The following is a 13,988-nucleotide window of genomic DNA, read 5'->3' on the forward strand; positions in this document are numbered from 1 at the left end:
AACAAGATCGAATAGGTAGCGTGACGTCGGTAGGAACGCCACCGGACACGGGCGATCTGCCCCGGGCGGGAGTAGGGATGACGGCGACCGTGGACGCATCGGATCCACCGACCTTCGACGCGCTCTGCCCCCTGGTGGGGGTCGAGGAGGAGTATCTGGTCGTCGACCCGTCGACGCGGGCGGTGGCGCCGGAGGCGGCCGGGGTGGTGGAGCGTGCCGCCGCCGAGCTGGGCGAGCAGGTGAGCACGGAGATCACCAGGTTCCAGGTGGAGGCCAAGACGCCGCCGTGCGCCGACATCTCCGAGCTGGAGGGACGGCTACGGCGGATGCGGTCGGCGATGGCCGCCGCGGCTCGGGCCGGAGGGCTGGCGGTGGTCGCCTCGGGCACGCCGGTGCTGGGCGAGGTCGTCCCGCCGCCGATCACCGACCACCCGCGTTACGACGTGGGGATCGACACCTACCGGGCGCTCCACGACGAGCAGAGCATCTGCGCGGGACACGTCCACGTGCACCTGCCCGACCGCGAGCGGGCGGTGCTGGTCAGCAACCACCTGCGGCCGTGGTTGCCGGTGCTCATCGCGCTGATGGCCAACTCCCCGTTCTGGGCGGGCCGTGACACCGGATACGCGAGCTGGCGGACGCTGAGCTGGGGGAAGTGGCCGGTGGCCGGGCCGCCGCCGTACTTCGCCTCCCTGGCCGAGTTCGAGGAGCTGATCGGCACGCTGACCGGGGCCGGGGTGCTGGTGGACCCGGGGACGATCTTCTGGGACATCCGGCCCTCGGCGCGGCTGCCGACGCTGGAGGTCCGGGTGACCGACGTGCCGGCCACCGCCGAGGAGTCCGCGCTGCTCGCGGCCGTGGTGCGGGCACTGGTGGTGGTGTCGCTGGAGCGGGTGGACTCCGGTGACCCCGGCCCGCGCCTGTCGGCCGAGCTGCTACGGGCCGCCTACTGGCAGGCGGCCCGTGACGGCCTGGAGGGACAGGGGATCGACCCGCTCACCGGCCGCCTGGCCCCCGCCGCCGAGCTGTGCGAGGCGCTGCTGCGGCACATCGGCCCGTCCCTGGAGCGGACCGGCGACCTGGAGACGGTGACCGCGCGGCTGAAGCGGCTGCGCGCCGCCGGCAGCGGGGCGGCGCGTCAGCGGGCGGCCCACGATCGCCGTGGGCGGCCCGCCGACGTGGTCGACCACCTGATCGGGCATCTGGTGGATCAGGAGGGCTCGGGGATGTGGGGCTGAGCGGAGTCCGGCGCCTCCGCCGGGGGCGTGAGCCGGGAGGTCAGGAACGCGCGTAGCGGCTGCACGTGCCGGACCGGGTGACGCCACACGGCGAGCAGGTCCTCCAGCAGGTGCTGTTCGGCGACCATCTCGCGATGGTTCCAGGCCCGGACGACGGGGTGGAGGAAGGCGCTCTCGTGTGCCCGGTCGGGGGTCGGGTGCCGCTGAATGGCGAACACGTCACCGTAGTCGCCGCGCCCCCACCGCAGGGTGAGGGTGAAGTACAGGGGATGCTCCGCGAACCGGTCGACCGCGTAGTCCTCCGGCAGGTCCGCGTAGTGCCGGATCCGGCCGGTGGCCTGGTCGACCACGTACACGTCACACAGGTATTCGAACTGGGTCCACAGCGCCGAGCTGTAGTTCACCCGCTCCAGCATGGTGGCGGTCAGCTGGTCGGCGTCGACCGGCAGCAGCCGGTGGTCGAGCGGGACCTGTCCGTACCGTTCGTCGAGCAGGCGGGCCAGGGTGCGCAGGTTGTAGCGGAACCCGTCGATGAACGCCGAGGACGCGCCCTTGAAGTCGCGGCCCTGCATCAGGGTGCCGGCGAAGTACAGGCCGTCGACGTTCGTCGACTGGAAGTCGGGGCCGATCGCCGGGATCCGCCCGTTCGGGGCGAGTTCGGGCCGGCAGGAGTCGTCGAAGAGGGCGGTGCTCATGGTGAAGCCGGTGCATCGCAGCACCGTGTCGTACTCCAGCAGTGCCTGCTCGCCCTCGGCGAGGGTGTAGGTGATCTCCGCCTTGAACCGGTCGCCCTCCCGCCAGAGCCGGTCGATCTGGCATTCCAGCACGCCGTGCAGGGTCTTGAACCAGTAGCTGTCCAGCAGCGCGCCGTACTGGCCGCGCACGTCGCCGGGGTGTTTGCTCGTCCACGCGAACCGGACCGGACGCGGGCTGGCCAGGTGGACGACGGCGGCATGGCCGAGAATGGCCTGGGCGGTCTCGAACGCCGAGTTGCCCTTGCCGATGATCAGCACCCGCTTGTCGGTGAAATCCTCCGGGGCGGTCGACATGTCCTCATATCCGACAGCCAGCTCGATCCCCGGGATGTCGGGGATGTTGGGCCCGCCCCAGCCCGTCGCCATGATCAGGCATTCGGCGCGGAACACCTCGCCCGCGGTGTGCACGACGAAGACCCCGTCCACCTTCTCGACCCGGTCGACGGCGGTGGAGAAGCGCACGTTGAGCTCGTGCTCCCGCTGGAAGTCGGCCAGGTAGCGCAGCAGGTCCTCCGGGGAGGGGAAGTACTCCTGCGAGTAGCGGGGGAACAGCAGGCCGGGCGCGTCGTTGAGCAGGGAGTTCCAGTCCCAGCGCAGGGCGATCTCCGGATCCTTCTCACCCGTGTGGACCTTGTTCAGCGAGATCAGCCTGCGGTGGCGCGGGTAGTGGCGGAAGAAGCCTCCCGGCTCGGCCTCCCGCTCCAGGGTGAGGTAGTCGGCGCCGGCACGCTGCAGGAAGTAGCTGATCTGCAGACCGCCGGGTCCGGCCCCGATGATCAGGTAACGGTGGATGTGCTCGCCGGATCCCGTCGTCATCGGCCTCGACGCTCCGTCCCGGCCGGCAGGTCCATGTGGCCGGCGGTGCCGGGGGCGTCGGTGGTCAGGGCGGTGGGTGGCAAGGGCACTCCTCGTGCGGTCGGGAACGCGGGACGCCTCACGCACGGCGTGAGCGGTCCCGTCCGGTCAGACTCCCCAGGTGCGGGGGCCGCGCCCTGTGGGAGCCGACGGCGCTACCGGCGGCTCCCGCCTCACGGGGCAACGGTCTCAGGAGATCACATCGCTCAGGCCGCGACAGTGGCACAGCGGCAATTCATGGCTGCCCGTTCGGTCTCATTCGGCCTGCGGTGCAGCCACATGGCGACCACCATGGGCGCGAACACGATCGCGTTGTAGAACAGGTGCAGCTCGACGCGGGGCACCAGGAGCTGGATCATGCTGGTCGGCACCGGCTTGCCCATCAGGTGGAGCCCGGTGAGCGCCTGGCCGAGCAGCAGCAGATGCTCCAGGTGGTGCCAGGCCTGGATGCCCAGGGAGATGTTCCACCAGGTGCGGGCGCGACCGGTGAAGCCCTTCCGGAGCAGGATCAGCCCGGCGAGCATGACCAGCGCGTAGCCGTAGTGCATCCACTCGGATGTCACCAGCCACGGGAACGGCAGCCCGAGCACCCCGCGCGCCTCCGGGACCGGCCAGCCCATGACATAGATCTGTACGGCCTGCGTCACGTGCTCGGCCCAGTGCGCCAGCACGATCACCAGGAAGGCGTTCACGCCGATCCGGTGGTAGTCGGTGTTCATCGAACCGATCGGGCCTGTTCTGGCCGGTAACGCGCCTGAGTGGCTCGCCATGGGTGTCCTCCGCGGTGGTCGGGTCCGCCGGGTGATCGGCGTGTGGTCTTCTCGGCGCCTCTCAAGGGCACAGGCGTGCGTTCCCCGATGCGGACCCTCAGGTCTGGCGCTGCGATTCGGCCAGCAACGCCAGGTAACCGTCTGAGACGATCCGCTGTGCCCGTGCGGTGTAGGAGGCCGGGTCGTCGGGGGCGATCGTGGCCAGGCCGTCGACGTAGCGGTTGAACATGCAGAACGCCGCCGCGATCAGCACCGTGTCGTGGATCTCCAGATCCGTCGCGCCCGTCTCGCGGGCGGCGGCGATCTCCTGCTCGGAGACCTTCTGCCCGCTCTGCTGGACCGCGGCCGCGATGGCCAGCAGTGCCCTCAGCTTCTCCGAGACCGGCGCGGCCCCGAGATCCGCACGGACCTGCTCCACCAGCGCCATCCCCTCGGGCAGCTGCGCGGCCGCGTAGGCGGCGTGCGAGGAGAAGCAGTATCGGCACTCGTTCAGCGCCGACACGTAAGCGGCGATCAGTTCCCGCTCCCCGCGCGACAGGGTGCTCTCCTGCCGGAGCAGCACCTCCACCAGCTCGTTCAGTGGACGGGCGGTCTCCGGGCGGAACATGAACAGGCCCCGGATTCCCGGCGCGTCCGAGTTGAGCGTGATGTGGGGCATAGATGTTCCCTTACCGGCGAGACGAAGGCATCTCTCACGCCGCCTTAGCGCACAAATCATCCGACAAATGCTCATGATCGCCACATTGGCGTACGGCTGTCAACGGCCCCTTTCCGGACATCGCATTATTAGGATCCGGACAACACATTATTCGGCGGCCATCGGCCATTGACTGGTCCAGTCACGGCCATATAGCTCCACGGTAAGTGTGTCCTCACTCCCTTGTCCGCCCGTGCCAGCCAAGCTAGCGTCACCAATGCGCGCAAATACCCATCAGCTACCGCAAGGAGGACATTCGTGTCTGAAGATCCCAAAATCACCCTTGCCCGTGACAGCTACGACGCGCTCGCCAAGGGAGACTTGGATCACGTCCGTGACAACCTGCTCGCCGACGAGGTTGTCTTCCATGTTCCGGGCCGAGGCCCTCTGGCCGGTGAATATCGCGGGAAAGACCAGGTGCTGGGCTATCTCGCGAAGTTCACCGAAATGACCGACGGTTCGGTCCGCTTCGAGCCCGATTCCATCATCCCCGGCGAGGACCGCACCGTGGTGACGGTCCGCGTCCACGGAGAGCGCGCCGGCCGGCAGTTGGACGACCGCGGTGTCCACGTGTTCCGCATCACCGACGGCAAGATCAGCGAACGCTGGAGCTACCCGCAGGACCTTTACAACATCGACGCGTTCTTCGAGTAAACAGGATGCGCCATTCCCGCTCCATCCCGGTGACCATTCGGCGCTGATACCGGCTATCGGTCGATCACAGCAGGCCCTACCGCCAGTCGGCTGTTTTCCGCACAATCCGATCTGCGCCGAGAACCTCCGTGGTGGTGGGGCCTGCCACACAGCCGGCATATCCTCCCCGGCTCTCCTCCGTTCTTCTCCGGCTCCTTCCCCGTCTCCGTCCCGGATGCGGGCGCGCACCCGCCGGCGCCGCCGTCAGCCCTGGCTCAGCGCGTCGGTCAGCACCGCCAGGTAGCCGTCGCTCCGCTGAGCGCGCACGGCGTAGTGCGCGGGATCATCGGTGGCGATCGTGCCCAGGCCGTCGACGTAGCGGTTGTACATGCAGAACGCCGCCGCGATCAGCACCGTGTCGTGGATCTCCATGTCCGTCGCACCCGCCGCCCGGGCGGCGTCGACGTCCGCCCTGGAGACCTTCTTCCCGCCCTGCTGGACCGCGGCCGCGATGACCAGCAACGCCCTCATTTTCTCCGAGACCGGTGCCGCGTCCAGGTCCGCGCGTACCTGCTCCACCAGTGTCATCCCCTCGGGAAGATGCGCGGCCGCGATGGCCGCGTGGGTGAAGAAACAGAACCTGCACTCGTTCAGCGCCGAAACATATGTGGCGATCAGCTCCCGCTCCCCACGCGACAGGGAGTTCTCCCGGAACAGCAGCACCTCCACCAGCCCGTTCAGCGGGAAAGCCGCATCCGGCCGGTATTTGAACAGGCCTCGAATTCCGGGTTCGTCGGAGTTGAGAGCGATGTGAGGCGTGGAGTCCCCCTCATGGTTGAACTGGCCCGGACGGGTGCGGTCCGCCCATTCCACATCACAGGACGGGGCACGGGAAGAAAGTATGTCCGACAGTTTTTCGGCAACATTCGGGCGGGCTGGATAGGCGACTGCGTTTGTCATTTCCTGACTCCTTTGCAGAGCTGTTCATATGTCCTCACACAAATAACTCTGCGTTCTCCGCCCTCCATGGACCAGACGGCTCGGAGGCATCAAGTTGTCCACCGGCAACCACTTCCTGCCAGCCCGGAATTTGACAGGGAGCCCGGTTTTCCCGCCGCTCCCGGGGAGCGGCGACGTCAGGCGGGCCCGTGCCGGCTCTCGCCCGGGAGCCGTTCGCCGAGCAGGCGGCGCGGACCGGCCCCCTCGTCGCCGAGCCGGTCGTCGGGATTGCTCAGGACGCACCGGTCGACGGACAGGCAGCCGCAGCCGATGCAGTCCGACAGATCGTCACGCAGGCGGGTGAGCCGGTCGATGCGGACGTCGAGTTCGGCACGCCATCCGGCGGACAGGCGGGACCAGTCGGCGCGGGTGGGAGTCCGGCCCTCGGGCAGCTCCGCCAGAGCCTCGGCGACCATGCGCAGCGGGATGCCGACCCGGTGCGCCACGCGGATGAAGGCGACCCGGCGCAGGGTCTCGCGGGGGTAGCGGCGCTGGTTGCCCGCGGTCCTGCGGCTGTGGATGAGGCCCTTGTCCTCGTAGAAGTGCAGGGCGGTGACCGCGACGCCCGAGCGCGCGGCGAGCTGGCCGACGGTGAGCTCGGCGGCGTCGAAGGGAGGTTTGAGCATGGCGCGATGGTACGGCTTTACCTATACCATGATCGAGGTTTCATGCCCGGCCGGGCGCGACCGGCACAGGGGACGCTCCCACCGCGACCTCCCCACCCGGCCGGACAGCGGGAGCGGATCGGCCTCGCCACACTCGCCCTGCCCGCCCCGCCGGCCTCTCCGGAACCGGCCGTGACCCGTCCGGCACCGCACGCCATCAGCCGGGATCCGGCGCCCAGCGGCTCCGAGCCGCTTTCGATCACGGCCTCGGCGGTCCCGATCACCGCACTCTTCCGCGTCCGGCGGACGCCCCCGTCCGCCACGGAGGTGGCGTACAGGTCAGCCTGACGGGTGTCGTGGCGGCGAGCGGGATCGCGCCGAAGGCCGCGACCAGCCGGGGCGGTCCGCCGAACACATGCCGGAAGGCCAACGGTGTCCGTCTCCGCGCGGAACCCGGCTTCCGTGCATTCATCGCGCCCCGATGTACGCACGTTCCGGGGAATCAGCGCTACAGGCAAGTTTGCGGCGAATACGGTGATAGATCCGATATATCGCGGCAACGGCAGCGTGATATTGAAATCGTGACATTCGCCGGTCCATGGCCTTTGACCTGCCCGGCTCCCCTCGGGCCACGCCGGCGCCGGGAAACCTCCGACCATGTCGATCGGCGCCCCGTCGGGCGGGCCCGTGACAATCAACCAGACGGGGGTGCCGGGGTCTCGGACATCCATGTCCCGGGCATCCATGTCTCGTGCAGGTGCCGCCAGCGCAGTCCGTGCGGAGCCGCCGGATCGCGCAGGAACACCGCGGTGGAGCGGCGATTCCGGTCCGCGCCCGTACCGCGCTGCCACTCCTGGTAGGCGGCCACGAGCAGCGAGCCGTCCGCCGCCACCAGCTCCACCTCGCGGATCCGTATCTCGATCCCCGGCGTACGGCCGTGCTCGGCCTCGACCCAGGCCAGCACCTGATCGCGGGTCAGCGACGGGCCGTCCGGCCCGCTGAGCGTGAAGCCCGGCAGGAGTGACCCGGCGAAGGCGTCGAACTCCTCGGCGGTGCGCGGCGCTCTCCCCGACAGCCAGCGTTCGATGACCTCGTGCAGCCGGACGATCTCCGCCCGGCAGGCCGCCGCGACGTCCGCCTCGCGGGACCTCCCGTCCGCCGCCTCCCGAACGCTCCCGGCATCCGCCTCGCGGGACCTCCCGTCCGCCGCCTCCCGAACGCCCCCGGCGTCCGTCCCGTGAACGCTCCCGGCGACCGTCCCGCGCGCCGTACCGCCCGCCGCCTCGTGTGGCCCGGTCATCGGGCGGTCCCGGCGAGGAGGCGCCAGGGGCGGGCGGCGATCCAGGTGCGCAGGGGCGTGAGCCTGATGCCCAGCGTCTCCTCCACCGCCTGGCGGTCCACGCCGTACAGGGTCTCGCCGGCGCCGGCGATCCACCGGTAGGTCGAGGCCACGCCGGCCGCAGCCGGGGCGCCGAGCGCGTGGGCCAGACCCGCCTCGAACCCGGCGGGGTCCTGGGCGGCGTAGTCGACCCGGTGGCCCAGCTCAGCGGTGAAGGCCGCGGCCAGTTCCGGGCCGGTCACCGTGTCGGGACCGCCGAGGTCCAGGACGGTGCCGGCCAGGCCGTCCCGGGTGAGGGCGGCCACCGTCGCCGCGGCGAGGTCGTCGTGGCTGAGCCACGCGACCGGGGAGCGGGCGGGCAGCGGGTAGCGCAGCACGCCGTCGTGGACGAGCGGCCCCGCCACCCAGGGCGCGCAGAGGTTGTCGAGGTAGATCGGCGGACGCAGGACGACGGTGGGCACGCCCGAGCCGAGCATCGCGGTCGCGGCGGCCCGCCTGGTCTCGAACGCCGCCACCCCCGTCACGGCCTCCGGCAGCCGGTTGCCGGTGTTGAACACCAGGCGCCGCAGGCCGGAGGCGAGCGCCGCGTCGGCGACGTTGCGCACGTAGGAGGCGACCCGCTCCGGCTCGTAGATCATGGGCAGCAGGACCGAGGCGTGCGTCGTGCCCGCGAAGGCCGCCTTGGCCTGCTCGGGGTCGCCGAGGTCGGCGACGAAGGGTTCCACCCCTTCCGGGAGGCGGTCGCGGCCCTCCGCCGAGCGGGTCAGCCCGCGCACGCGGTGGCCCCGCGCCAGCAACCGCCGGGCGACGGCGCCGCCCTGTGCTCCCGCCGCACCGACCACAAGGTGCCGCTGCCGCTCGATCGATGTCATCACGCACTCCGTCACTGGGGATTCGGTGGATCGGAGACCAGTCTGCGTGCTCCGGTTCGATACGATCGATATACATTTGTCTCTTGATGCTTAAGGATCGTCCGTGGAGTGCGACGGAGACCTGCTGAGCGAGCTGCTCGCCCCGCTGCGCCTGCACGGCGTCTTCCAGAGCCGCTGGTCGGCGCGGGCGCCCTGGGGCGTGGCGGGCGAGAGCGAGCACTGCGCGATTCTGCACTACGTGCAGGAAGGCGAGTGCACGGTGGAGCTGCCCGAGGCGGCGGGGCCGATCCGGCTGCGCGCCGGCGACCTGGCCGTCTTCCCCCACGGCAGCGCGCACCGGCTCGCCGACCGGCCCGGCCGCCCCACCGTCCCGCTGTCCGGGCTCCTCCCCGGACGGCGGCCCGGCACCGTGCGCACCGTCGAGATCGACGGCCCGGGGCCGGTCACGACCATGCTGTGCGGCGGCCTGCACTACGACGGAGCCGCCACGGCCCCGCTGTACCGGGCGCTGCCCGCGGTGTTCGTGCTCGACCGGCCGATGCTGGAGAGGCAGCCGCTGCTGGCCGACACGCTGCGGGGGCTGACCTGCGAGTGGGCGGACGGCGAGCCCGGGGCGGGGCTGGTGGCGCTACGGGCGTTCGAGCTGACGTTCGTGCTCGCCCTGCGCGCCGTGCTCAGCGAGCTCACGTTCGGCGAGCCGGTGCTGCGCGCGCTGCGCCACCCGGCGATCAGCAGGGCGCTGCTGGCCGTACACAGCCGGTTCGCCGAACCATGGACGCTGGAGTCGCTGGCGGCGGAGGCCGGGCTGTCACGGTCGGCCTTCGCCGCGACCTTCCGCGATCTCGTCGGCGAGCCGCCGATGCGCCATCTGACCGGCCGCCGGATGCAGGAGGCGGCACGGTTGCTGACCGAGACGACGCTGGCGCAGAACCGCGTCTCCGAACGCGTCGGCTACCGGTCCGGCGTCGGCTTCCACCTCGCCTTCCGCACCTGGTGCGGTCAGACGCCCGGCGAGTATCGCCGTTCGCGCCAGAGTGCGGGCCCGTCCGCCGGGGAGCACCGCCGCGCGTCCCGGCGGGCGCCGTGACGGGCGTGACGCCGCGGGTCGCGAGGCTCAGCCGGAATCGGCGTTGAAGGACAGCTCGGAGGTGACGCGGTAGCGGTCGCCCCGGTAGATGGAGCGGGTGAACTCGACGATCCGGCCGCCGGCGTCGCGGGTGGTGCGCTCGAAGAGCAGGGCCGGGGCGTGCTGGGGCACGTGCAGCAGGGCGGCCTCGGTCTCGTCGGTGACGGTGGGCTCTATGGTCTGCACGGCCGTGCGGACGTCGACGTCGAACCGTTCCCGCAGGAGCCGGTAGAACGATCCCGACTCCATGTCGGCCGGGAGCAGGCCGTCCACCAGGGCGTGCGGCAGGTGGATGCGCTCGATCGCCATGGGTTCGTCGTCGACGACGCGCAGCCGTACGACCCGCAGGACGGGGTCGGCGGGAGAGAGCTGGAGACGGGTGGCGAGCCGCGCGCCGGCGGGGGCGGAGCCGAAGTCCAGGATCCGGCTGAGCCAGGTGCCCTCCGCCGGTGGCGCGTAGAACGAGTTGCCGGTCGTCGAGGCGAGCGCCTGGGTGACCCGGTGGGGGCCGGTGAACGTGCCGCGCCCGTGCTCGCGGACCAGCAGGCCCGACCTGACCAGGTCGTCGATCGCCGCGCGCACCGTGGGCCGGGAGACGCCGAGCTCCTTGCAGAGATCCCGCTCGGAGGGGATCGCCTCACCCGGCTTCATGTCGGCGATGAAGTCGAGCAGGACGTCGCGCACCCGGTCGCGCTTGAGCCCGGACCTCATGTTTAGCGTCACGCCTTCACCTTACCAAGATCTTACCTGTTTGTTACCACTCATCCGGAGAAGGCCGTTCAAGAAGGGGCCTTGACGGCACAACTGGTTAGAGCCACCCTATGCGGAGCAGGCCAATTACTTACCAATAACTGACCTCTGGGAGTACCGATGGGGTACCGCCTCCATGCCACCGCGGCAGTGCTGACGCTCGCCGCCTGCCTCACCGCGTGCGGCTCCTCCGAGCCCTCCGCCTCCACCGGCACCGGCCGGAGCTCCACCGGCCTGACCGTGTGGATCATGAGGGACAGCTTCTCCGACGCGGTTCTCGACCGCTTCCGCACCGGTTTCCGGGCCTCCCACCCCGGCACCACCCTCGACATCCAGATCCAGGAGTGGGACGGCATCGGCCAGAAGGTGACCAGCGCCCTGGCCAGCAACGACGCCCCGGACGTCATCGAGGTCGGGAACACCCAGGTCGCCGAGTACGCCGCCAGCGGCGGGGTGAAGGACCTCACCGACAAGGTGGCCGACCTCGGCGGCGGCGACTGGCTGCCCGGACTGGCCGAACCCGGCAAGGTCGACGGACGCCAGTACGGCATCCCCTGGTACGCCGCCAACCGCGTCGTCATCTACAACAAGGACCTGTTCGCCAAGGCCGGGATCACCGCTCCGCCCAGGACCCGGCAGGAGTGGCTGGAGGTCACGGCCAAGCTCGACAAGGGCGGCGACCAGGGCATCTACCTGCCCGGACAGAACTGGTACACCCTCGCGGGGTTCATCTGGGACGAGGGAGGCGACCTCGCGGTCAACCAGGGTGGCACCTGGAAGGGCGGGCTGGGCACTCCCCAGGCACTGGCCGGCGTCCGGTTCTACGCGTCCTTGCAGGCGCTGGGCGAGGGTCCCAAGGACTCCGACGAGGCCAGGCCGCCGCAGTTCGACGTCTTCGCCAAGGGCGACGTCGCCCAGCTCATCGCCGCGCCCGGCGGCGCGACCGCCATCGAGAAGGCCAACCCGGAGCTGAAGGGCAAGCTCGGTTTCTTCCCGATCCCCGGCAAGTCCGCCGACCGGCCGGGCGCGGTGTTCACCGGCGGCTCCGACCTGATCATCCCGGAGGCCTCGAAGAACCAGGAGGCGGCCTACGAGGTCGTCAAGGCGCTGACCGGCGAGAGGTTCCAGACCGACATGGCCAGGGAGATGCGCTACGTGCCCAACCGGGTCTCCTTCGCGGGCGTCCTGGACGGCGACGAGGCGGCCGCCGCGATGGCCGCGGGCGCCGCCAACGGGCACGCCACCCCCAACTCCCCCAACTGGGCCGCGGTCGAGGCCAAGAACCTGATCAAGGAGTACCTCACGAAGGTGCTCACCGGCGGCGACCCCGCCGTCGAGGCGGGCAAGGCCGACCAGAGCATCGCCGAGATCCTGAACACCACGTCCTGACCCCCGGCGCGGGCCCGGACCGCCCGCACCGGCCGTCCCGCCCCCGCCGATCGGCGCCGGTCCCCCGTCCCCCGGCCGCTCCCGCCGCCCCACCCCCGTCCCCGCCGGCTCCCACCCGAGGAGTGCCATGCCCGCTGCCTCCCAGACCCCGACCCGGCGGCGCGCCCACGAGCAGGACGCCCCCGTGCCCGCGCCGCGGCTCCGCGCGCGCCCGCGCCGGCCGACCGCCCTGTGGCCGTACCTGCTGATCACCCCCACCCTGGCGGGCACCGCCTACCTGCTCCTGTATCCGCTGATCCGCAGCGTCGTCATCTCCTTCCAGCACTTCCGGACCGGCGAGCTGATCCGGGGCGGGGCGGCGCTCGTCGGCCTGGACAACTACCGGGAGGTGCTCGGCAGCCCGGAGTTCTGGGCCGTGGTCCGCAGGACCCTCGTCTGGACGGCCGTCAACGTCGTCCTGATCATGGTGATCTCCACGGCGGTCGCACTGATGATCACCCGCCTGCGGCGGAGGATGCGCCTGGCCGTGATGAGCGGTCTGGTGCTCACCTGGGCGACCCCGGTCCTCGCCGCCACCACGATCTTCCAGTGGCTCTTCCAGTCCCGGCTGGGGGTGGTCAACTGGCTGCTGGTCACCCTCGGATTCGAGTCGTTCCGGGACTACACCTGGTTCGCCGACGGCACCTCCACCTTCGTCATCCTCGTCGCCCTGGTCGTCTGGCAGTCCGTGCCCTTCGCCGCGCTCACCCTCTACGCGGGCCTGACCACGATCCCCGCCGAGCTGTACGAGGCGGCGCGGATCGACGGGGCGACCGGGCGGCAGGTCTTCGCCGACGTCACCTTCCCGATCCTGCGGCCGCTGTTCGGGCTGATCGCCTCCCTGGAGGTGATCTGGGTGTTCAAGTGCTTCGCCCAGATCTGGGCGATCAGCCGGGGCGGCCCGGGAGGGGCGACCACCACCCTGCCCGTCTACGCGTTCCAGGTCGCGCAGTCACTCCACAAGTACGACCTCGGCTCCGCGATCTCCACCCTGACCGTACTGATCCTCGTCGCCGTCCTGATCACCCATCTCCGGCGGATGCTCAAGCACGAAGGAGAGCAGCTGTGACCGCCCCGACGCCCGGCCGCCGGCTGCGCCGCGTGCCGCTGAACCTCGCCGCCCTGACCGTCCTGGCCGTCTCGGTCTTCCCCGTCTACTGGATGGTGCTGACCGCGTTCAAGCCCACCCGGGACATCCAGGCGCGGACCCCGGGCTTCTGGCCCGCCCACCCCACCCTGGAGCACTTCGCGACCGCGGTCAGCGCGGACGGCTTCTGGACGTTCTGGCGCAACAGCCTCACCGTCACCGTCGGCGCGGTGCTGCTGGCCCTGGCGGTCGCGCTGCTCGCCGCGTTCGCGGTGGCCCGGATGCGCTGGCGGGGGCGGCGGGGGTTCATCCTGATGGTCTTCATCGCCCAGATGGCGCCCTGGGAGGCGCTGCTGGTGTCGATGTTCATCATCGCCCGTGACACCGGCATGCTCGACAGGCTGTCGATGCTCACCCTGGTCTACTTCATGACCACGCTGCCGTTCACCATCGTGACCCTGCGCGGCTTCCTCGCCGCGATCCCGGCGGAGCTGGAGGAGGCCGCGCAGATGGACGGCTGCGGCCGGACGGCGGCCTTCCGCCGGGTGGTCCTGCCTCTGCTCGCCCCCGGCCTGATGTCCACCTCGCTGTTCGGCTTCATCACCGCCTGGAACGAGTTCGCCTTCGCCAACGCGCTGATCATCAAGAACCAGGACGACCGGACCCTGCCCGTCTGGCTCTCCTCCTTCAGCAACGTCTTCGGCACCGACTGGGGCGCCACCATGGCCGCCTCCACCCTCTTCATGCTCCCGGTGCTGCTCGTCTTCCTGGTCCTGCAGCGCCGGGTCACCTCAGGGATGATCGCCGGCGCCGTCAAGGGGTGAGCGGGCACCG

General features: G+C 70.6%; 14 protein-coding genes. 6 read left to right on the forward strand and 8 right to left on the reverse strand.

From position 1 onward, the window contains the following. Positions 1 to 77 precede the first annotated feature (77 nt). The gene (locus SROS_RS43845; protein ID WP_012895430.1) at positions 78 to 1,238 is read left to right on the forward strand and encodes a carboxylate-amine ligase; all 1,161 of its coding nucleotides are present in this window, start codon (positions 78 to 80) and stop codon (positions 1,236 to 1,238) included. On the opposite strand, the gene SROS_RS43850 is transcribed toward SROS_RS43845, so the two are convergent. From SROS_RS43850 to SROS_RS43860, 3 genes are all read right to left on the reverse strand, one after another. Further along, complete coding sequence (locus tag SROS_RS43850) at positions 1,211 to 2,809, reverse strand: NAD(P)-binding domain-containing protein (RefSeq protein ID WP_012895431.1); 1,599 nt, start codon at positions 2,807 to 2,809, stop codon at positions 1,211 to 1,213. The two genes, SROS_RS43845 and SROS_RS43850, sit on opposite strands and share 28 nt — an antisense overlap. 245 nt (positions 2,810 to 3,054) lie before the next feature. Then, complete coding sequence (locus tag SROS_RS43855) at positions 3,055 to 3,567, reverse strand: hypothetical protein (RefSeq protein WP_245564509.1); 513 nt, start codon at positions 3,565 to 3,567, stop codon at positions 3,055 to 3,057. Positions 3,568 to 3,715: 148 nt separating this feature from the next. Further along, a complete protein-coding gene (locus SROS_RS43860) occupies positions 3,716 to 4,276 on the reverse strand; it encodes a carboxymuconolactone decarboxylase family protein (RefSeq protein WP_012895433.1) in 561 nt (186 codons plus the stop codon). Positions 4,277 to 4,573: 297 nt separating this feature from the next. Between SROS_RS43860 and SROS_RS43865 the strand changes: the two genes are divergently transcribed. Further along, the gene (locus tag SROS_RS43865) at positions 4,574 to 4,969 is read left to right on the forward strand and encodes a nuclear transport factor 2 family protein (protein ID WP_012895434.1); all 396 of its coding nucleotides are present in this window, start codon (positions 4,574 to 4,576) and stop codon (positions 4,967 to 4,969) included. A gap of 243 nt (positions 4,970 to 5,212) precedes the next feature. On the opposite strand, the gene SROS_RS43870 is transcribed toward SROS_RS43865, so the two are convergent. From SROS_RS43870 to SROS_RS43885, 4 genes are all read right to left on the reverse strand, one after another. Beyond that, a complete protein-coding gene (locus SROS_RS43870) occupies positions 5,213 to 5,821 on the reverse strand; it encodes a carboxymuconolactone decarboxylase family protein (protein WP_245564510.1) in 609 nt (202 codons plus the stop codon). A 263-nt stretch (positions 5,822 to 6,084) separates the two neighbouring features. Then, positions 6,085 to 6,573, reverse strand: coding sequence for a redox-sensitive transcriptional activator SoxR (gene soxR / locus SROS_RS43875; protein ID WP_012895436.1), 489 nt, complete (start codon positions 6,571 to 6,573; stop codon positions 6,085 to 6,087). Between the two features lie 673 nt (positions 6,574 to 7,246). Further along, positions 7,247 to 7,852, reverse strand: coding sequence for a DUF4440 domain-containing protein (locus SROS_RS43880; RefSeq protein WP_012895437.1), 606 nt, complete (start codon positions 7,850 to 7,852; stop codon positions 7,247 to 7,249). Next, positions 7,849 to 8,763 (reverse strand): SDR family oxidoreductase, encoded by a 915-nt coding sequence (locus SROS_RS43885; RefSeq protein WP_012895438.1) that lies wholly within the window; start codon positions 8,761 to 8,763, stop codon positions 7,849 to 7,851. Before SROS_RS43885 ends, SROS_RS43880 begins: the two co-directional genes overlap by 4 nt. A gap of 103 nt (positions 8,764 to 8,866) precedes the next feature. On the opposite strand from SROS_RS43885, the gene SROS_RS43890 reads away from it, so the two are divergent. Then, a complete protein-coding gene (locus SROS_RS43890; RefSeq protein WP_012895439.1) occupies positions 8,867 to 9,850 on the forward strand; it encodes an AraC family transcriptional regulator in 984 nt (327 codons plus the stop codon). Positions 9,851 to 9,877: 27 nt separating this feature from the next. Here the strand turns inward: SROS_RS43890 and SROS_RS43895 are convergent, their stop codons facing one another. Further along, positions 9,878 to 10,612, reverse strand: a complete 735-nt coding sequence (locus tag SROS_RS43895) for a GntR family transcriptional regulator (RefSeq protein WP_218919782.1) — start codon at positions 10,610 to 10,612, stop codon at positions 9,878 to 9,880. Between the two features lie 147 nt (positions 10,613 to 10,759). Here SROS_RS43895 and SROS_RS43900 point away from each other — a divergent pair, with 147 nt between their 5' ends. From SROS_RS43900 to SROS_RS43910, 3 genes are all read left to right on the forward strand, one after another. Beyond that, complete coding sequence (locus tag SROS_RS43900) at positions 10,760 to 12,028, forward strand: extracellular solute-binding protein (protein ID WP_012895441.1); 1,269 nt, start codon at positions 10,760 to 10,762, stop codon at positions 12,026 to 12,028. 127 nt (positions 12,029 to 12,155) lie between these two features. Continuing rightward, positions 12,156 to 13,136 carry a carbohydrate ABC transporter permease gene (locus SROS_RS43905; protein ID WP_012895442.1) on the forward strand — a complete coding sequence of 327 codons (981 nt, stop codon included), beginning with the start codon at positions 12,156 to 12,158 and terminating at the stop codon, positions 13,134 to 13,136. Next, positions 13,133 to 13,978 (forward strand): carbohydrate ABC transporter permease, encoded by an 846-nt coding sequence (locus SROS_RS43910; protein ID WP_012895443.1) that lies wholly within the window; start codon positions 13,133 to 13,135, stop codon positions 13,976 to 13,978. The genes SROS_RS43905 and SROS_RS43910 overlap by 4 nt, the downstream gene beginning before the upstream one ends. Positions 13,979 to 13,988: the final 10 nt, after the last annotated feature.

This window comes from Streptosporangium roseum DSM 43021 (assembly GCF_000024865.1).
Taxonomy (GTDB): Bacteria; Actinomycetota; Actinomycetes; order Streptosporangiales; family Streptosporangiaceae; genus Streptosporangium; species Streptosporangium roseum.

Bases quoted from the DNA above. Each gene is read 5' to 3' on its own strand.
- SROS_RS43845 (WP_012895430.1), top strand. From the start codon at position 78: ATGACGGCGACCGTGGACGCATCGGATCCACCGACCTTCGACGCGCTC.
- SROS_RS43850 (WP_012895431.1), bottom strand. From the start codon at position 2,809: ATGACGACGGGATCCGGCGAGCACATCCACCGTTACCTGATCATCGGG.
- SROS_RS43855 (WP_245564509.1), bottom strand. From the start codon at position 3,567: ATGAACACCGACTACCACCGGATCGGCGTGAACGCCTTCCTGGTGATC.
- SROS_RS43860 (WP_012895433.1), bottom strand. From the start codon at position 4,276: ATGCCCCACATCACGCTCAACTCGGACGCGCCGGGAATCCGGGGCCTG.
- soxR (WP_012895436.1), bottom strand. From the start codon at position 6,573: ATGCTCAAACCTCCCTTCGACGCCGCCGAGCTCACCGTCGGCCAGCTC.
- SROS_RS43880 (WP_012895437.1), bottom strand. From the start codon at position 7,852: ATGACCGGGCCACACGAGGCGGCGGGCGGTACGGCGCGCGGGACGGTC.
- SROS_RS43885 (WP_012895438.1), bottom strand. From the start codon at position 8,763: ATGACATCGATCGAGCGGCAGCGGCACCTTGTGGTCGGTGCGGCGGGA.
- SROS_RS43900 (WP_012895441.1), top strand. From the start codon at position 10,760: ATGGGGTACCGCCTCCATGCCACCGCGGCAGTGCTGACGCTCGCCGCC.
- SROS_RS43905 (WP_012895442.1), top strand. From the start codon at position 12,156: ATGCCCGCTGCCTCCCAGACCCCGACCCGGCGGCGCGCCCACGAGCAG.